At 55.9% G+C, this 19,037-nt stretch carries 17 protein-coding genes and 1 tRNA gene; 6 read left to right on the top strand and 12 right to left on the bottom strand.

The annotated features are described in order from the left end of the window. Window positions 1-114 precede the first annotated feature (114 nt). From ABJL60_RS09705 to ABJL60_RS09695, 3 genes are all read right to left on the bottom strand, one after another. A tRNA-Gln gene (locus tag ABJL60_RS09705) sits at window positions 115-189 on the bottom strand. 70 nt (window positions 190-259) lie between these two features. Further along, on the bottom strand, window positions 260-1,597 hold the full coding sequence (locus ABJL60_RS09700; RefSeq protein WP_348376149.1) for a mechanosensitive ion channel family protein: 1,338 nt from the start codon (window positions 1,595-1,597) through the stop codon (window positions 260-262). 11 nt (window positions 1,598-1,608) lie between these two features. Further along, window positions 1,609-2,601, bottom strand: a complete 993-nt coding sequence (locus ABJL60_RS09695; protein WP_348376148.1) for an NADPH:quinone reductase — start codon at window positions 2,599-2,601, stop codon at window positions 1,609-1,611. Window positions 2,602-2,698: 97 nt separating this feature from the next. Here ABJL60_RS09695 and ABJL60_RS09690 point away from each other — a divergent pair, with 97 nt between their 5' ends. After that, on the top strand, window positions 2,699-3,610 hold the full coding sequence (locus tag ABJL60_RS09690) for a haloalkane dehalogenase (protein WP_348376147.1): 912 nt from the start codon (window positions 2,699-2,701) through the stop codon (window positions 3,608-3,610). Between the two features lie 6 nt (window positions 3,611-3,616). Here ABJL60_RS09690 and ABJL60_RS09685 read toward each other — a convergent pair whose 3' ends face one another. After that, on the bottom strand, window positions 3,617-4,090 hold the full coding sequence (locus ABJL60_RS09685; protein WP_348288967.1) for an SH3 domain-containing protein: 474 nt from the start codon (window positions 4,088-4,090) through the stop codon (window positions 3,617-3,619). 166 nt (window positions 4,091-4,256) lie between these two features. On the opposite strand from ABJL60_RS09685, the gene ABJL60_RS09680 reads away from it, so the two are divergent. The 4 genes from ABJL60_RS09680 (at window position 4,257) to ABJL60_RS09665 (ending at window position 11,130) form a co-directional block, all read left to right on the top strand. Next, on the top strand, window positions 4,257-5,243 hold the full coding sequence (locus tag ABJL60_RS09680; RefSeq protein WP_108829294.1) for a D-glycerate dehydrogenase: 987 nt from the start codon (window positions 4,257-4,259) through the stop codon (window positions 5,241-5,243). A 72-nt stretch (window positions 5,244-5,315) separates the two neighbouring features. Then, window positions 5,316-7,094, top strand: a complete 1,779-nt coding sequence (gene ggt / locus ABJL60_RS09675) for a gamma-glutamyltransferase (protein WP_348376146.1) — start codon at window positions 5,316-5,318, stop codon at window positions 7,092-7,094. A 12-nt stretch (window positions 7,095-7,106) separates the two neighbouring features. Then, the gene (locus ABJL60_RS09670) at window positions 7,107-8,513 is read left to right on the top strand and encodes an FAD-linked oxidase C-terminal domain-containing protein (protein WP_348376145.1); all 1,407 of its coding nucleotides are present in this window, start codon (window positions 7,107-7,109) and stop codon (window positions 8,511-8,513) included. A 115-nt stretch (window positions 8,514-8,628) separates the two neighbouring features. After that, entirely contained in the window at window positions 8,629-11,130 is a 2,502-nt protein-coding gene (locus ABJL60_RS09665) for an FAD-dependent oxidoreductase (protein WP_348376144.1), read from the top strand. Here the strand turns inward: ABJL60_RS09665 and ABJL60_RS09660 are convergent, their stop codons facing one another. The 4 genes from ABJL60_RS09660 to ABJL60_RS09645 are packed head-to-tail and all read right to left on the bottom strand — an operon-like array spanning window position 11,131 to window position 14,513. Next, complete coding sequence (locus tag ABJL60_RS09660; RefSeq protein ID WP_348376143.1) at window positions 11,131-11,898, bottom strand: GH25 family lysozyme; 768 nt, start codon at window positions 11,896-11,898, stop codon at window positions 11,131-11,133. 16 nt (window positions 11,899-11,914) lie between these two features. After that, window positions 11,915-12,979, bottom strand: a complete 1,065-nt coding sequence (locus ABJL60_RS09655) for an FAD-dependent oxidoreductase (protein ID WP_348376142.1) — start codon at window positions 12,977-12,979, stop codon at window positions 11,915-11,917. Then, complete coding sequence (locus ABJL60_RS09650; RefSeq protein WP_348376141.1) at window positions 12,976-13,908, bottom strand: aldo/keto reductase; 933 nt, start codon at window positions 13,906-13,908, stop codon at window positions 12,976-12,978. Before ABJL60_RS09650 ends, ABJL60_RS09655 begins: the two co-directional genes overlap by 4 nt. Continuing rightward, window positions 13,905-14,513 carry a glutathione S-transferase gene (locus tag ABJL60_RS09645; protein ID WP_348376140.1) on the bottom strand — a complete coding sequence of 203 codons (609 nt, stop codon included), beginning with the start codon at window positions 14,511-14,513 and terminating at the stop codon, window positions 13,905-13,907. Before ABJL60_RS09645 ends, ABJL60_RS09650 begins: the two co-directional genes overlap by 4 nt. Window positions 14,514-14,698: 185 nt before the next feature. On the opposite strand from ABJL60_RS09645, the gene ABJL60_RS09640 reads away from it, so the two are divergent. After that, window positions 14,699-15,148 (top strand): hypothetical protein, encoded by a 450-nt coding sequence (locus tag ABJL60_RS09640; RefSeq protein WP_348376139.1) that lies wholly within the window; start codon window positions 14,699-14,701, stop codon window positions 15,146-15,148. A gap of 58 nt (window positions 15,149-15,206) precedes the next feature. Here the strand turns inward: ABJL60_RS09640 and ABJL60_RS09635 are convergent, their stop codons facing one another. From ABJL60_RS09635 to ABJL60_RS09620, 4 genes are all read right to left on the bottom strand, one after another. After that, window positions 15,207-16,052: a GNAT family N-acetyltransferase gene (locus tag ABJL60_RS09635; protein ID WP_348376138.1), complete on the bottom strand. Its 846-nt coding sequence runs from the start codon at window positions 16,050-16,052 to the stop codon at window positions 15,207-15,209. 10 nt (window positions 16,053-16,062) lie between these two features. Next, entirely contained in the window at window positions 16,063-16,821 is a 759-nt protein-coding gene (locus ABJL60_RS09630) for a polysaccharide deacetylase family protein (RefSeq protein WP_348376137.1), read from the bottom strand. 76 nt (window positions 16,822-16,897) lie between these two features. Beyond that, entirely contained in the window at window positions 16,898-17,458 is a 561-nt protein-coding gene (locus tag ABJL60_RS09625) for a DUF4453 domain-containing protein (RefSeq protein WP_348376136.1), read from the bottom strand. Between the two features lie 45 nt (window positions 17,459-17,503). Further along, the gene (locus tag ABJL60_RS09620; RefSeq protein WP_348376135.1) at window positions 17,504-18,988 is read right to left on the bottom strand and encodes an inorganic phosphate transporter; all 1,485 of its coding nucleotides are present in this window, start codon (window positions 18,986-18,988) and stop codon (window positions 17,504-17,506) included. Between the last annotated feature and the right edge of the window lie 49 nt (window positions 18,989-19,037).

Below are 19,037 nucleotides of genomic sequence, written 5' to 3'. Positions count from 1 at the left end.
CCATCATGAAACACAGTTTTACAATGTGGATCCAAACGGGAGAAACCGAGCAAAACCAAAGTGCAAAAATTCTATGTTCTTCGCGCGGGCCGATCACGGTATTTAAAGAAAGGTTGGCTGGGATGGTAGGATTCGAACCTACAGTCTACTGTACCAAAAACAGGTGCCTTACCATTTGGCCACATCCCAACGTGACGCGTTAGATAGTAGGGTAATGCAGGGGGCGCAAGACCCGTTTTGCGAAAATAGTTGGTTTTTATTATTCCTCGGGCGCGGTGCGGTTCAGCAGGTCTTCATCTGCCAGAACAGCCCGTTCCTGATCAATGATTTCGCTCAGTTCCTGATCCGCCTGAGCCGTGACTTGCTGCATGTCCGTCGGGGTCGGAGCGACATGTGTATCAGAGGGGGATTCGGGTGCCGCCTGAGGCGATATGATGCGAAATGTGGGCTCTGGCATTGCGATGTTTGCCCCGTCAAAAGCCGCCATCGTCAGGCGAATTGCTTCGCCGCGCGCACCTGCGAAACTGGTCTTGTGTTGGTCAATCCAGGCGGCAAAGCGCAACGTAATCGTGCTGTCTCCGACGGTTTCGATCCATGTGGCAGCCGCGGGTGTTTCCAAAACAAAAGGCAAATCGTTCAACGTTTGCAACCCAAGGCTTTGGGCCTGCGCCAAATCCGTGTTGGGGGCGACACCAAGATCGAACACAAAGCGGCGTTCGTCGTTGCGTGAATAGTTGACGATGCGGCTTTTGAAGACGGTGGAATTGGGAATGCGAATGTGGTTGCCATCAAAACTGAGCAAAATGGTTGCACGGCTGGTCAGGCGGATGACTTTGCCGACGTCTCCGTCGATTTCGATGGTGTCATTGGGGCGGAAAGGTTGACGGATGGACAGCATAATTGAGGCGATGAAGTTCTCGACTGTATCTTTGACTGCAAAACCGATAGCCAGCCCAACAATCCCGGCAGCACCCAAAATTGTGCCCAAAAGGGCGGTGGCCCCCAGAATGTCCAATGCAATCACCAGACCCGCAATAAAAAACGCAAGTCGCACAACCTGACGGTAAATATCAGCGATAAAGGCGTTGGGGGCGATCCGGTCCCAGGGATAACGCATCCGGGCCAGCAAAATACCCAAGGCGACCACCAAAGCCATGGCCGTCAAAGCAACAATCGCCAAAGGCAAGAAGGCCACGATCTGGTACATCCGCGCTTTAAAGCGTTCAACCGCAGGGTTCAGGCGTTCGACAACGTCTGTGGTTTCGGCGACTTCGTTTTCGATGGCCACAACGCCTTCAACCCTGCCGACCAGATCGTTGAGGCGCACAGCAGATGGCGCGTCGACGGTTGTGCCGCGCAGGGTCACGATGCCAGAAGACACTGTGACGGTGACATTGGTGTAGCCTTCCAGCTCAGACAGAATGTCCCGAATGCGCACGGCAATGGCTGCGTCCTGTATTGCGCTGTCTTCCACGGCGATGGTGCCTGAAGGCTGATCCGCCGTTTGCGCATAACCACTGACAGGGGCAAAGCAGATGAAAACCGCCACCAAAGCGACAGCCGTTAAGAAGGGCACACACGATAGAAATCTGAACAAGGGTCTCACCTTTACTTTTGCACATCCACCAGCACGGCACCCTGACGGTCACCGCTTTCCACAATTGCGTGGGCTTTGGCGCAGTCTGACAGCGGGTGTACGCTGTCTATCGGGCAATCCAACACACCTGCGCGCAGGGCGCCATGCAATCGGGTGATGGCCAGACTGCGAGGCTGGGGGGACAAAATGTAAACCAACGCCATGTCGATGGTTATGTTTTTGAACATCATCTCCATGAAGGGGATAGTGGGGGCCATGGATTTGGCTGACCCGTAGGCCGCGATGATGCCGTCCGGGGCGATCACATCGGTGTTCACTTGTGCGTTGATGCCAAATTCAGGCTCAATGATCTGGTCGATCAAAGTGCCATTGTTTGCCGCGATGATCTGTTCTGCGACGGTGTCTTGTGTGAAGTCGATCACCGCATCGGCACCTGCCGCACGGCACATCTCGTGGTCGCTTTCGCGGGCAGTTGCAATCACCCGCGCACCGCCCCAAATGGCCAGTTGCAAGGCCAGATAACCAACAGTGCCAGCGCCCCCCTGAACCAACACCGTCTTGCCATGCAATTCACCGTTGCCAAAGACGGTATGGGCTGCCGTCAGCCCCGGGATGCCAAGACACGCGCCCACTTGCATGGATACGCCATCCGGCAAAAGCACCGCCTGGGCATGTGGCACCACGATATGCGTGGCGGCCGTCCCGAAAGGGCGCTGCCATTGTGCGTTCCAGATCCAAACGGCTTTGCCAATGATGTCACTTGGTACGCCAGTGCCAACGGCCACCACCGTCCCCGCGCCATCGCTGTGTGGCGTGATTTTTGGAAAGGCTGGCTTTGTCACGCCGGGACGCCCACCCGCACGGACCTTGACGTCTGAGGGGTTCACGCTGGAATAAGCCAATTCCACCAACACTTCGCCGATGCCCGGTTGGGGCGTGTCCGCGTCCTCTAGTTCCAGCACCTGTGACGCTGGCCCAAAGGCTTCGTAGAATATGCGCTTCAAAAGACATCCCCAATTCTTTTGTGCCGCGACGTTCCCCTGTGATGACGGCGCGGTGTGTTGCTAAGCTATGATCATACTTTAGGCAGAGGACGGATGAATGGACAAGTTGCGCACACCAGATAATCGATTTAACGATCTTCCCGGTTTCGATTTTCCACCAAATTACCTTGATGTAACGGACCCTGATGGTGGCGCGTTGCGTGTGCATTATCTGGATGAGGGGCCTGAAGATGCAGCGCCTGTGTTGGTCATGCATGGAGAGCCGTCCTGGTGTTACCTGTATCGCCATATGATTCCCGTGCTGACTAAGGCGGGACACCGTGTTTTGGCCCCGGACCTGATTGGATTTGGACGATCCGACAAATTGGCGCATCGCGCCGACTATACGTACCAGCGGCATGTAGACTGGATGTTGGACTGGTTGGATCAGACACAGGCGCACAACATCACGCTTGTTTGTCAGGATTGGGGTGGTTTGATTGGATTGCGTTTGCTTGCGGCACGCCCGGACCGTTTTGCACGGCTTGTTGTGGCCAACACTGCATTACCCACAGGGGATCAACCGATGAGCCCTGCCTTCGAAAGCTGGAAAGAATATTCGCAATCTGTACCGGATTTTGACGCAGGCCGCATCGTAAGCGGTGGCACGACGTCAAAATTAACGGATGCCGAAATCGCCGCATATAATGCGCCGTTTCCCGATGACAGCTACAAAGAAGGTGCGCGGCAGTTTCCGGTGCTTGTCCCGTCAACACCGGACGATCCGGCGGCACAAGCCAACCGTGATGCTTGGGCCGTGTTGCGGGGCCTTGATATTCCGGTGCTGACCGCTTTCGGGGCGGATGACAAAATCATGGCGGGCGTCGATCAGGTGTTTCAAAAGCTGATGCCGGGTGCGGCGGGACAAGATCACTGCATTTTGCAAAACGCAGGTCATTTCTTGCAAGAAGACGTGGGGCCGGAGCTGGGCGCTTTGACAAATGCCTTTATCGCAAAGACGGCAGGGTAGGCAGGATCAGTCGCGGATTTCCTGCGCCCCGACGCCCCAAAGACGGGCTTTGGGGGCCCATCCTTTGAACCCGCCTGCGTTCAACCGGCACCATTCGACGTCACATTCGCCCAAGCGGGCGACTACGCCGGCCTCTAGGGCTGCGGTGACGGGCGCAGTAGGGTCCGGACGGGTGCGCAATGTCATCATGTCTTGTTCGATGATGACTGTGCGGGTGCCTGACAGAAGGGAATAGTGAACCCACCCGCCTTGACCATCACGGTCTTGGACGCGGCGCCAGTGGCCGTGCTCTGCGGTGATGCGCAAAGGCATATCGCGACGGGTGAACACCCAGTCGATGCGGTGTGTCAGGGACGGGCCACGGCGCACGTTGCCTTCCGCAGCTTTCATCGAGACATAGCGCGGCAGTGGCAAATTCGTAACGCTGCCCTTTTCGGTGGGTTCACCTGCGGCCTGCGCTTGCGGGACAAATATCACCATGGTCGCGCAGAAAAGCGCCCCCAGCATCATGGATCGAACCAACTGTTTCATATTCTTAAGGCCTGTACTGCCACTACCCATTTGTTGTCCGGGTTCTTGTGCCTTGGATCAACATGGGCCACCATGCCACAAACAAGTTGCATGCGCAAAGCGTAGGGGAGGCAAAATGCCAAAGGAACGTCTAAGTGTGTTCGTGACGCGACGGTTGCCTGAACCGGTGGAACGGCGATTGGGGGAACTTTTTGATGTGACGCTGCGCGAGGACGACGTGGCACTTTCCCGCGAAGCCTTGGTTGCAGCGGTGAAAACTGCCGATGTTCTGGTGCCAACCATCACAGATACCATTGATGCGGGACTGATCGGGCAGGCAGGACCACAGTTAAAGCTGATTGCCAACTACGGGGCCGGGGTAGACAACATTGATGTGGAAACGGCGCGCAGTCGCGGTATCCTTGTCACCAACACACCCGGAGTTTTGACAGAAGACACGGCTGATATGACGATGGGGTTGATCCTTGCGATCAGCCGTCGGTTGCCCGAAGGGCTGGCGACCATGCAACAGGGCCAATGGACCGGATGGTCACCGACTGCGCTGCTGGGTGGGCGTATCGGCGGGCGGCGCATTGGTATTCTTGGGATGGGGCGCATCGGCCGCGCTGTTGCTCAGCGTGCCGCGGCTTTCGGGATGCAGGTACATTACCACAACCGCAAACGCCTGCGTGCCGAGACCGAAGACGAATACCAAGCGACCTATTGGGAAAGTCTGGACCAGATGGTGTCGCGTGTTGATGTGCTGTCCATCAACTGTCCGCATACGCCCAGCACCTTTCATCTGCTAAATGCGCGTCGCCTGAAATTGATGAAACCCAATGCGGTGATCGTGAACACCTCGCGGGGCGAAGTCATCGATGAAAACGCGCTTACGCGGATGTTGCGGGCGGGTGAGCTGGGGGGCGCGGGCCTTGATGTCTATGAAAACGGCACAGACGTGAACCCGCGATTGCGCGAATTGCCCAATGTGGTTTTGCTGCCGCATATGGGGTCAGCTACAGTCGAAAGCCGTCTGGAGATGGGTGAAAAGGTCATCATCAACATCAAAACCTTTGATGATGGCCACCGTCCACCGGATCAGGTGGTTCCCGCTATGCTATAATTTTCCACTTTGCTTTCGGAATGATGTGGCTAAAGTTCACCCCACATCATTTCAAACATTGTGGAGGATATTATGCGGACGACAGCAGTTACTTTGGCGTTGGTCCTAAGCGCAAGCGCGGGTTTGGCACAGCAAACGGCTGACGCTGTGCAACCCGAAGGGGCGACAGACGGCCAATTCACCTCCATTGATCCGACGGTCACAGCAGCGCTTGAAGCCAAGGCGCTGGGCAAGCCGGTTCAAGCGCAAAACTGGATGGTGGCAGCTGCAAACCCACATGCTGTAAAAGCGGGCGCGGATGTATTGCGGGCAGGGGGCACAGCGGCGGACGCGTTGGTGGCTGTGCAAACCGTGCTGGGTCTGGTTGAACCGCAATCTTCCGGCATCGGGGGCGGTGCGTTTTTGGTATATTTCGATGCCGCCAGCGGAGAATTGATGACGCTGGATGGTCGTGAAACGGCGCCTTTGGCTGCAACGCCCCGACTGTTCCAAAACGACGATGGCGAACCCATGGGCTTTTTTGATGCTGTGGTGGGGGGGCTGTCTGTGGGCACCCCCGGCACGCCGGCGTTGTTGCAAGAGGCGCATGACCGCTGGGGGAAATCACAATGGAGCGGCTTGTTCGAACCTGCGATTGCATTGGCCACAAACGGTTTCTCGGTCTCTCCACGTCTTGCGGGCTTGGTTGAAAGCGATGCGGAACGGCTTTCCGTGCATCCCGAAACCAAAGCGTATTTCTTGCCGGGTGGTGTGGCGCTGCAATCTGGGGATACGTTGAAGAATGCCCCCTACGCGGCGACGTTGCAGGCGATGGCACAGAACGGCGCCAATGCGATTTATGGCGGTGAAATTGCCGCGGGTATTGTGGATGCCGTTCAGGGCGCAGCATCTCCGGGTGTTCTAAGTACGATCGATTTGGCCATCTACCAGACCAAAGCACGTCCAGCCGTTTGCGCGACATACCGTGGACTGGATGTGTGCGGGATGGGTCCGCCGTCTTCTGGTGCGCTGACCGTGGGGCAAATTCTGGGGATGCTGGACAGCTATGATCTAAGCGCGGGGCCTGGTGATCCGGATGTGCGCCGCCTGATGGGCGACGCGTCGCGATTGGCATTTGCGGACCGCGGACGCTACATGGCGGACAGCGATTATGTGCCGGTCCCGACAAAGGGGCTGGTCGATCCCGCCTATCTGGCAGAGCGGGCCGAATTGTTGACCGGTGATACGGCGCTAAAGGACGTGTCGGCCGGAACGCCTGCATTTGACCATGCGCTCAACTGGGCAGATGATGAGGCGATAGAGCTGCCCTCGACGTCGCATATTTCGATTGTGGACAGCTACGGCAGCGTGGCCTCTATGACCACGACCATCGAAAATGCCTTTGGCAGCCGTGTGATGACCAACGGGTTTTTGCTGAACAACGAATTGACGGACTTTTCCTTCCGCAGTCATCGCGATGGGGTGCCAATTGCCAACCGGATTGAGCCCGGAAAGCGGCCAAGATCCTCCATGGCCCCAACGATTGTGATGCAAAATGACAAGCCGGTACTGGCGATTGGCAGCCCGGGCGGCAGCCGGATCATCGGGTATGTGGCCGAAAGCATCATTGCTTATGTCGATTGGGGGATGGATGTGCAGCAAGCTGTATCAGTGCCCCATGCGGTCAATCGTTTTGGCAAATACGACGTTGAAGACGGCACAGATGCGACAGCACTGGAAGGGCCGCTGACGGCCATGGGCTTTGATGTGGGGGCGCGTGGCCTGAATTCGGGCTTGCATGCCATTGCGATTGGCGAGACGCTGCAAGGCGGCGCAGACCCCCGACGGGAAGGTATCGCGCTGGGAGAATAAAGGGAGGCCACAATGGCGAAAGTCACCGAACTGAAACGCAACGAAGACGGGATTGCCACGGTTTTGGGGGTTCTCAAGCAGCAGTTCGGCGACCGGTTTCAAACCGGTGACGCTATTTGTGAACAACACGGGCACACCACCACGTGGCTGAAAAACCAATCCCCTGACGGTGTGGTCTTCGCGTCCTCAAGGGAAGAAGTGCAATCCATTGTGGATATTTGCGCCACGCACAAAGTGCCGGTGATCCCGTACGGCACGGGCACATCGCTTGAAGGGCATGTGAACGCCCCGGCGGGCGGTATTTCGGTGGATGTCACACAGATGGACCAGATTTTGGCAGTACATTCTGACGATCTGTCATGTGTCGTGCAGCCGGGTGTCACGCGTGAACAGCTTAATACCCACCTGCGCGACCAGGGCTTGTTCTTTCCCATTGATCCGGGCGCCAACGCGTCATTGGGCGGCATGAGCGCGACCAACGCTAGCGGCACCAACGCGGTGCGGTATGGCACGATGAAAGACAATGTTCTGGCGATCGAAGCGGTGATGGCCAATGGCGAAGTGATCCGCACAGCGCAGCGCGCCAAAAAATCATCAGCAGGGTACGATCTGACGCGGCTTATGGTCGGGTCCGAAGGCACCTTGGGTCTTATCACCGAAATCACATTGAAATTGCAGGGTATCCCCGAGGCGATCAGTTCCGCCCGGTGTACCTTTCCCACGGTGGATGCAGCGTGCCAGACTGTGATGCAGGTTATTCAATTCGGGATTCCGGTGGCCCGCATCGAGTTGCTGGATGCTATTCAGGTGAAGGCGTGCAATGCGTATTCCAAATTGGATTTGCCCGAAGAACCTTTGTTGTTGCTTGAGTTCCATGGCTCCGAGGCCAGCGTGCTGGAACAGGCCGAGATGTTTGGCGAAATTGCGCAAGAACATGGGGGCGGGGGCTATACGTCCACGACATCCACGGAAGAACGAAACAAGCTTTGGCAGGCACGCCATGATGCCTATTGGGCGACATTGCAATTGCGCCCCGGTGCGGCGGGCATTTCTACCGATGTCTGTGTCCCGATTTCGCGTTTAGCGGACTGTGTGAACGCCGCGCGGGTGCGTCTGGACGAAGAAGGTTTTGTATCCCCGATTGTCGGCCACGTGGGGGACGGCAATTTTCACTGTCTGCTTTTGATAGATGAACAAAACGCCGATGAAATGGCCCGTGCGGGCGCATTTGTCAGTTGGTTGAACGAATTGGCAATTTCGATGGATGGCACCTGCACAGGCGAACACGGGATAGGGCAAGGCAAAATACCATATCTGGCAAAAGAGCTTGGGCAATCCACCGTTGATGTCATGGGGGCCATCAAAACGGCGTTGGACCCGCATGGCATCATGAATCCCGGCAAAGTGATTGCTGTTTGATCGCAGATGCATTGCAGGCAAAGGTCGGTTTTTTGACATGACTTGTCGGCTGTTTGGCACGGTTTTTCTGCGTGCGCCGTAAAAGGGTGCCAAGTTTACGCGGAGGGAATCGCAGATGAAAACGCAAGTGAAAGCATTGGTTGTAGGCGGTGGTGCGGTTGGCACCTCAATTGCGTACCATCTGGCCAAGGCGGGCTGGGATGATGTGATGTTACTGGAGCGTGACGAATTGACGTCAGGTTCAACATGGCACGCGGCAGGCCTGTTGCCTTTGTTCAATATGTCATTTGCGACAACCCACATCCACAAATATTCCGTCGATTTCTACAAGGCGTTGGAAGCCGAGACAGGTTTGAATGCGGGTTTTGCTGTTGTTGGCAACCTGCGCATGGCACAAACCGATGAACGCATGGACGAATACATGCTATATGCGTCCACGGCAGAAACCTGCGATGTGCCGTATGAATTCATGACGCCAGAGCAGATCAAGGCGAAGTGGCCGCTGATCCGTACCGAGGATTTAAAAGGCGCGATTTACCACGAAACCGACGGCTACATTAACCCGGCCGACGTGACCCAAGCCATGGCAAAAGGGGCACGCCAGCGTGGTGTGATGATTGAACGCAAATGGCAGGCCGATGCCTTCCATTGGAACGGCACCCATTGGGAAGTCACCGCAACGAAAATGGTTGAACAGGGCGGCAATCTTGTGCCGTCAGACGAGCAGATCGTGATCACCGCGGAACATGTTGTAACCGCATCAGGCAACCATGCGCAGCGCACTGCCAAGATGTTGGGCATCAAGATGCCTGCGATCCCGGTTGAGCACCAATTTATCGTTATGGATCAAGACCCTGCCTTGGTCGATTACCGTGCCCAAGGCAATCCGGAACACCCTGTTATCCGTGACGCCGACGCGCAATCCTATGTCCGCGAAGAACGCGGCGGATGGATTTTGGGCGTTTACGAAAAGAACGCGCCGGCCGTGTTCGAATATGGTGTTCCAGACAGCTTCCGCGCGGACCTGTTCCCACTTGATCTGGAGCGGATCGAAGAACAATACATGGCGATGATCCACCGGATGCCGTCTTGTGAAGAAAGCGGTCTGAAAGACGATTTCAACGGTCCGATTTGTTATACGCCTGACGGTAACCCGCTTGTGGGTCCGGCGCCGGGCATGCGCAACATGTGGTTGGCTGAAGGCTTTAGCTTTGGCATCACCGCGGCGGGTGGCACAGGCTATTACCTTGCGCAAATGATGGTCGATGGAGAGGCTGAAATCGACATGGCGTCACTGGACCCCAAGCGCTACGGCGACTGGATGACGACGGAATTTGCCGCGCGCAAAAACGAAGAATGCTACGATCACGTCTACATTGTGCATCACCCCGATGAAGAGCGTCCGGCGTGTCGCCCGTTGCGCACAGCCCCTGTATTTGATCGCCAAAAAGCGCTGGGCGCGCAGTTCGGGTTTGTGAACGGATGGGAACGCCCCAACTACTACGGTCCTTTGGATGCGCCCGATAACTTTGATCACGACGGTCGTTCGTTCCGCCGCGGTGCATGGTGGAACCATGCCGTGGAAGAGGCCAAAGCGATCCGCGAAGGCGTTGGCTTGATTGATGCGACTGCCTTTACCAAACACGTCGTAAAAGGCCCCGGTGCGACAGCATTTTTGGATTGGTTTACCTGCAACAAACTGCCATCCGTCGGGCGCATCAACTTGACCTATGCGCTGACATCTCATGGCACAACCCGCACGGAATACACCATCGTACGTATTGCGCAGGATGAATATTATCTTGTGTCTGCAGGCGCTTGGACCGCCTACGACAGCGACTATTTGCGCAAAGCCATCGAAGATAAAGCGCCCGAGTTTGGGTATATCGAATGCCACGATGTCACAACGCAGTGGGGTGTTTTTGCCATTGCAGGGCCAAAGTCGCGTGACGTTTTGAATGCGCTTGTGAAAGACGGTGACCCGTCCACAGTGCTGTCCAACAAGCGCTTCCCATGGCTGACGATGCGCAACATCGAATTGGGTATGTGCCCGGTCCGCGCCATCCGCGTGGCCTACACAGGCGAGCTTGGTTGGGAATTGCACCATCCAATTGAAATGCAAAACTACCTTTGGGATCAGATACTTGCCGCTGGCGAACCTCATGGCCTTAAGCTGGTGGGCGCACGGGCGCAAAACTGGTTGCGTCAGGAAAAATCCTATCGTGCCTTTGGCAACGAATTGGGCCGCGACGCGACACCAATGGAAGCCGATTTGCCGCGTTTTATTGATCTGAACAAAGAGTTCTACGGCAAGGATGCGCTTGTGAAAACAGGCGTGCGCAGCAAATGCGTCACCGTTCTGATCGATGGTCCAAGCGACGCTGATCCATGGGGGCGCGAAGCGTTGTATCATGGCGATACTCGCGTGGGGCGTCTGACCTCTGGTGGCTATTCTGTGGCATTCAACAAGCAGATTGGCATGGGATACGTGCCCGCGGACATCGCAGTGCCGGGCACCAAGCTTCAGATCAAAATGCAAGACCAGCTGTGGGATTGCGAGATCACGGAAGACAGCCCCTATGACCCCAAGAACGCGGTTATTCGCATCGACGGCTGATTATTGAACTGAGCGGCGTGCGCGCCACGCCGCCCAGTCCTCTGCACTGCCGTTAAAGGCGTTGATATCAACAGCGCCGGGCGTGCCTGGCAACGTGCCTGTGGCTGTGTATTGCCAAAAACGCCAAGGCTGGCCTGGAAAGGCTTCGCGTGGGGTTTTGGCCGTCGTCCGCAGCCAGAATTCTTCGCGTTTGATCGCACTTAGCCCGTTTTCTTTGTAAAATCGCGGTGTCGTGTAGATGATGGGGCGCTGTCCGTAATGGGCTTCGACGATGTCCATCCAAACCTTCATTTCGGCACGTACAGTTGCCCCGTCGGGGCGCCGTTTGCAGGTTGGTGAGAACGGGTTCCATTCCATGTCCAAGACAGGCGGCAGGCTGCCCTTGGTGCGCGGCACGTTTTGGATGAAAAAGCGGGCCTGCGTCGCGGGATCGGTGCAGAAATAGTAAAAATGATAGGCACCACGCGCCACGCCTGCACGGCCTGCGCCGCGCCAGTGGTCACGGAACTTTATGTCTTTCAAATCACCGCCTTCGGTGGCTTTCAGGAACACAAATTCGATCCCAACCGCCTTTGCCCGTGCCCAATCAACAGATTTTTGGAACCGTGCTGCATCCATCCCCCGCACAGCAAAAGTGGTTGGTTGTTTGCCTGAAAACCGCACCGGATCACTGTCACCGATAATCATCGGACCAACGCTTGTGCCACTTGGTGCACCGCAAGCCGCAACAAGAGCAAGAACAGCGGTGATTGCAAACTTTTTGAACATGAGAATTTTTAACCTTTTAAAACCGATGAGGAGAAAGTGCCGCGACCAATTCGGCGTCGACGTTAGACACACGACCCAGCATGACATCAGCTAGAAATTGGCTGGCGCCAGGAACCGTTTGAAACCCGTAGCCGCCTTGTCCGGCACACCAAACAAAACTGGGGTTCCCCGCGTCGCGCCCCAACACCAATGTTCGGTCAGGTGCGAATGTGCGTAGCCCGGCCCATGTGGTTTCGACGCGTGTGACTTCTTCTGTGACATGTTGCTGATAGCGGTCAATTCCCATCGCGATCACCATGTCATCGGCAAAGGCATCATGGGCCGAAGCCGCGTCTTCATCTGCGGGTGAAATCAATAGCTTACCTGCATCTGGTTTGGCGTACCATGTTTCACCAACACCAAAAAAAATGGGCCATTTCGAAACATCGTGTTCCCCCGGTGCAGGGACACGGGCGAAGGATCTACGATAAGGTGTCAACCCGATTGGGGAGATGCCCGACAGTTTTGCAATGTCGTCCGCCCATGCGCCGGCGGCGTTCACCAGCGTCGGCGCCTGCAAAACGCGGTCACTTGTGTGTACGGTCCAAAGCCCATCCGCAAACTCGGATCGCGTTACCGCAGCGCCGGTAATGACTTCACCACCGTTGCTGCGTGTTTGCTTGGCAAAATCCTGAATAAGGCGATCTGTATCAATGTCATAGGCGCCGGAATGATAAGCAGCACGGGTGATGGACGGCTTCAGGATTGGCACGATCTGACGCGCGTCTTCGACAGATATTTCGTTCGTGTTCAAATCATTCAGGTCTTTTTCAAAAGCGCGATCTTCCCCGTTTTGTGCAACCAACAAAAACCCGCGATCGCTTAAATACCCACCATCCTGAAAATAGCGTTCGCCCATGCGGCTGAGTGCGTTGACGGATGGGGCCCCGTAGTTTGGTTCATACAGGGCGGCGGATCGGCCAGATGCGTGATACCCAAGCGCGTTTTCCGTTTCCAGAACTGTGACATGTGCATGGTCTGACAGGCGGGCCGCAAGGGAAATGCCTGCAATGCCGCCGCCAATGATAATAATGTCTGTCATGCTTCCTCAAGCCGGTCTGTGGCGGGGGCAGGTGTGGGTGTCAGGGCGGAAATCTCTGCGTAAAGATCGGGGCTGAGCCGTGTCGTCATTGCATCAAGCGAAGGGGTCAACTGATCCACTGAACGTGCCGACACAATCGGTTTCGGTTGGCTTGCATGCGCAGCTGCCCATGCCACGGCCAGGGTCGCCGGTGCCATGCTTTCGCGTGCAGCGAGCCGGGCAAAGGCGGCAGCTGCATCGTGCATCCAAGGCTGGCCGTATCTTGCAGCGTACCTGTCATCTTCGGTCAACCGACCTGTCCCGCCTTGTGCATATTTTCCCGTCAGTAGGCCACCGCCCAATGGGGAATAGGGCACAATTTCAATGGCTTGGTCGATGCACATTGGCATGATCTCTACCTCGGCCTGCCGTTTGACGAGGGAATACATCGGCTGAATGACATCAATACCCATATCAAGCTTTGCGCAAACAGCCTGAGCCTTCATCACTTGCCATGCCGCAAAATTGGACACGCCGATGTATCTTATGGCTTTGGCCTGCTTCAGTTCGGCCAAGGTTTCAAAGGTTTCGGCCAGATCGGTGCCATCATCAAAGCGGTGCAAATACAAAAGATCGACCATATCAAGTTGCAAACGCTGACGTGAAATGTCGAAGTGTTTAAGGATATTTGCCTTTGTCGATCCGCCAACATAGGCGGCTTTCGTTGCGATGACCAAACGGTCCCGATGCGGTTTGATCATGTCACCTAAAAAGGTTTCTGATGCCCCGTCGGTGTAAACATAGGCCGTGTCAAAATGCGTGATTCCAGCCGCCAAAGCCGCTTCAAACATTGCATGTGATGCGGCTTTGTCGGCTTTCCCACCGAATTGCATGGTCCCGAAGGTCAGCTTTGACGCTGTTGTTCCGTCAGAGGCGATCAAAGCAGTCACTTGGCACCGCGCTCTAGTGCCTTTTGATAGGCAGGGCGGGCGTGGATGCGTTCAACAAAGGCTTTCAGCCTTGGGAAGTCATCACCGCGCCCCTGCATGAGTGCGATTTCGGCAGGGAAGCTCAGCATGATGTCGACCGCAGACAAATCATCAAGGACATAATGCCCGCCATTGCGCAGCATATCGTTCATGTACCCGTAATGCGCGTCCAGCTGTTCCTGAATGCGTGGATGCAATGGCGCACCAGCATCACCCAGACGGCCGACATACAAGTTCAGCAAAATCGGGGTCATCGCCGAGCCTTCCGCAAAATGCATCAACTCCAAGTGTTGGACATAGGCATCGGTGCCCGCCTTCGGGATCATATGCGGCGCATGCGTGGCGCATAGCATCTCAACGATGGCCCCGCTTTCGGTGATAAGGCGTCCGTCCATTTCGATCATTGGCGACTTGCCCAAGGGATGCAGCGCCGTCAATTCCGGTGGCGCCAGATTTGTGGTGGCATCGCGTGCGTAGTGTTTGATGTCATAGGTGACGCCAAGTTCCTCCAACAACCAAAGGATACGGTGAGAGCGGGACTTGTTCAGGTGATGCAATGTTATCATGCCGGAACACTGCCACGTCTTTGCGCCCTTGAACAGCGCCGACGTTGCGACTTTGGATAGGGTTTTTTGAGAACCGTAATGATCAAAGCGCAGAATTTTGCCCAGAGATGCAAGGTGCTAGAAAACGCTTCATTTGTAACAGATTTGTTATAAAGTGATGGCGTGTAACTTGTTTTTGAGGTCAGATGATACACTACGGACCAAATGCGAAAGTCATTGCGGAAGGACTTTTGGATCGCAGTGGCAGTGCCCTTGTTTCGGGTGATTTCGATGCGTTTCTGCGTTGCTTTGCCCTTCCTCATGAACTTGCGACGTTTGAAGGCAGCCGCAAGCTGGAAACGCCTGCTGATGTGGAAGCTACGTTCATCGGGGTCCGCGACCATTATGAAAAAACGGGTGTTTCAGAAATGATCCGCACCTGTGTTGCCGCAGAGTTTGTGACCCCCGAGCATATTCAATCTACGCATGTCACCCATCTTTTGCACAAAGACCACATGGTTCAGCCCCCCTTTCCAGTCTTTTCGGATTTGGTTGTCATCGATGGTAAATGGCGGATTTTGCGCAGCAATTATGCGGTTACAGACGCGCCTGCCCATATCGCGGCACTCACTGGAAACATATTAGAACAGTCGTAGGTCAAACGATCTGCGCGTGGCCGATTGCAATTTGCATGTGTTCCGGACGCCGGAAAATTCAGTATAGTTTCATGTCCAAAATCACGATCTCCGAATACAGGTGATCGACCAATGCGGGATCAACGCGCCCGGGCGTGCAAAATCTGGCAACGGGAATATCTTCAACGAAATCGGGCTGTGCATCGGAAGTTGAAAACCGCGTATCAAGTGACAAAATAGTGGTGTCGTCAGGTAAAATACTGGCCGCGATAGCAGAACCATGTCGCGACAGCAGGTCTTTGCGGTCTGCAAACATCACCTCGTGTGTGATACGGTCATCCGTTTTTTGTTTGATCGACAGCACCAGCGTGCACAGCCCGTCCGGCGTTTCGATGGTCAGGCTTGTCAGGTTCAAATCGGCATGGTCCGTCACGATTTTGCGTGTGTCCGGCGAAATCGGCGCTTGGCTTGGGTCAGTGAAGACCGTCCATTTGTGGGGCGCGTTCGGACGCGCCCTCCAAACCATACGGGTGTCATCCAACACATCCATGCCAGAGCTGAGGGCCACGGGAATAGCCGCGCGTGCACTGGACAGGTTTGTCACGGCATTGTCTGTGTCTTCAATGGCTTTGGCCATCATGCCACGTCCCAATCCTTGCCCGCGATATTCCTTATCAAGGTACCACGACGTGAGGTTGTGAATTGTTGGTCCACCGGGTCTTGGTCCGACAATCTGCCCGATGGCACCGACAATGCGTCCCTTGTCTTTGGCGACAATCGCGTACGGGGCTGCGGCATCGGCCCAACGGTTTGCCAACAGCGCGTCCCATCCCGCGCGTCCCCATCGCACTTTGTGAAACACACGGGCCATATACGCCGCCACATCGCCGCGTTCTTGCGGGGTGGCCCAAACCAAATCTACCATCGTGGCGCCCTCATGTCAGAAAGGACGCCAAATTGCGCCATTTTGTGCGGTTGTTGTGGGTCAAACGCTCCATGAAGGCTTCCATGAAGTCCCAAGTGGCGGCATCCGTCTGCAGGTGGTGTGTTAAAAATCCCGTCACTTCGTCTTTGTCGGTGGTGCCTGTGCGCCGTGCCGCGAGGTGTTCAACCACATGGTTCAGCGTTTTCTCGGTGCCGCGAAACACAGCCCCCGTTTTCCAGCGTATCGGGTCAACATGACAGTTGAACTGCAGCAAACCCGCAGCAGGGTGTCTTGTGATGCGCTGTTCGCCAGCGGATAGGATCTGGAAGCCAAGGTCAGGCAGTGCTGCCACAGTGTCGGGACCAATACGGTTCCACGGCGGCGTGAACACAGGAAGCAAATTGGGCAAAGTCGCATCTTGCAGCATCGCCCAGCCCCGGCGCAGATCTTCGATTTGCAATGCCACATCCCGACTTACCCCGACTTCGGAGGCACGCAACCCTTTGGGTTCATGGTTCACATGTGCAAACCCGTGCTGCAACACATAGGTTTGCGCCGCGCGTTCCAACCGAGGCGCAAGATCGGGGTTCAGGCTGTCGGGGATCACCGCCAAATGCATAGGCGCACCAAAGGTCTCGGCCATGCCAAGCAGTCGGTCCAATGTGTCTGTGTGGGCGACAGTGTCATCGTCACGCCACCAAAAATCGGGCATTTCACCGCCCGCATGCCACAACGCCAGTTCTGTTTCGAGATCGGACCAAGTGGCCATTGTGCACTCCGCTTTTGATGCTGCAGTCACTTAAGCTTTTGAAAGCGTCGCAACAAGGTGGCGCACCGAAATACCATTAGCCCGCGTAGTTGGCACAACGCCCTTCTGTGCCGGGTGCCTTCAACCAGCCGCCGCCTTTCACAACCCAATCAGGACCGGAAATGGTCACGTAGTCCCATGTCCCATTCGGCAGGTGCCCGAAACTGACGTTGTCGCCGGGCAGGATGGTCGCGATAATAGGCGCGTCGTCATATGCTGCGGACCGCAAAGGTTCAGGCGTATGAAGCCAGCCCAGACAGGCGCTTTCAAAATCGTCAACGATGGGCAAAGTGGCCAGTTGCCTGCGCACCCACGCATCGCCAAGTTCAAGATAAGGGGATTTGGTGTCGACGCTGCATTGGTTTTGTTTTTCCAAGGCCCGCATGCGCGAGACAAAAACCTGATCGTCCGCAGAAAGGGAAACGTTTTTGCCGGTGCAGCCCGTGTTGTCGAACAGCTCTTGGCCCAAAACGGAGCCGAAACAATAGCCGGCACGGTCCATCACTAGATTGCGGGAAAACCATGCATCGTTGCAGATGTCACCTGCAAAGGCGGGCAGGGGGGCGGTAAGGGCGAGGGAAAATAGGATGTAACGCATGGCCCGACATTGCGAAGTCAGGCCATGCGCGTCAAGGCTTAGGTATCAGCCCAACACGCTGTTGAGCACAAAGAAGATCACAGCCGACAACAGGGCGGCCGCAGGTACCGTGATTAGCCATGCGGCGATGATGGTCATGAAATGTGACCGGCGGACCAGCTTGCGACGACGCCGTTCCTCGGGGCCATAGTTTGCGCGATCCGGTATTTGCTGACGCGTTTTGCGGATGCGGCGTTCCGCGTCCCATTCGCGGTAGAAGCCCACGCCAAAGACGCCGCCAACTGCAATGTGGGTCGAGCTGACAGGCAGGCCCAACCAGCTGGCCACGATCACGGTGATGGCGGCGGACAATGCCACACAATAGGCGCGCATCGGGTTCAGCTTGGTGATTTGCCCACCCACCATGCGGATCAGTTTGGGGCCAAACAGGAACAGGCCGAATGAAATACCAAACGCCCCGATCACCATAACCCAAAACGGTATGGATACGGCTTGTGTGAAATCACCTGACTGCGATGCCTGCACGATTGCGGCCAGAGGCCCCACGGCGTTCGCCACATCATTGGCACCATGCGCAAAGCTCAGCAAAGCCGCGGACACAACCAAAGGAATTCCAAACAGAACTTTCAGGGACTTGTTGCGGTTCTCAAGACCTTCGGATTGCTTTTTGATCAGCGGGATCATGACCAACCAAACCCCGACACCGATGGCGGCCCCAATCATCAATGAGGTCTGCAAGTCGATCTTCATGATCTTCTTAAGGCCTTTGAGGGCCAGATACGACGCAAACGCGCCCGCCATGATGCCCACCAAAACAGGCACCCATTTGCGTGCGGCTGCGATTTTGTCATCTTGGTAGATGATGCGTGATTTGATCACGAACAAGAAGAACGCTGCCACTGCACCGCCCAAAACAGGCGAGATGACCCAGCTGGCTGCGATTTTGCTCATGGTGGGCCAGCTTACTGCAGCAAAGCCAGCCGCCGCGATACCCGCCCCCATAACACCGCCCACAACGGAATGCGTTGTGGACACCGGTGCGCCCACAAACGTGGCAAGGTTGACCCAAAGGGCAGCCGACAACAAAGCCGCCAGCATGGCCCAGATAAAGGTGCTTGCTGTGCCCATGCTTTCGGGGGCGATGATGCCCTTGGCGATGGTGGACACGACGTCTCCACCAGCAATCAGCGCACCTGCGCTTTCAAAGACGATGGCAATGGCAATGGCGCCGCCCATGGTTAACGCGTTTGCGCCCACCGCAGGCCCCATGTTGTTGGCCACGTCATTGGCCCCGATGTTCAGCGCCATATAGGCCCCGAAACAGGCCGCAACGATCACAATCATCGAATTGCTGGTTTGGCCAAAAAACAAAGCGGCACCCAAGCCTGCCAAAACGATGAATACCAACGCAATGCCAGGACCCACCAAGGGACGGGACACATAGGCTGTTGCCAGTTCCAGATTGGAATAACGCGCCAGATCACGGTCCAGCGTTTCAAGGTGGCGTTGATCGCCAGTATCATTGGTCATTGGATTCCCCCCAAGTTTTCCGTCTGTAGCCACGGGGGGACAACGAAAG

The sequence above is a fragment of the Ascidiaceihabitans sp. genome (genome assembly GCF_039986515.1).
Lineage (GTDB): Bacteria > Pseudomonadota > Alphaproteobacteria > Rhodobacterales > Rhodobacteraceae > Ascidiaceihabitans.
The sequence above is the reverse complement of the archived record's forward strand: the minus strand, read 5'-3'. Positions and strand labels throughout refer to the sequence as shown.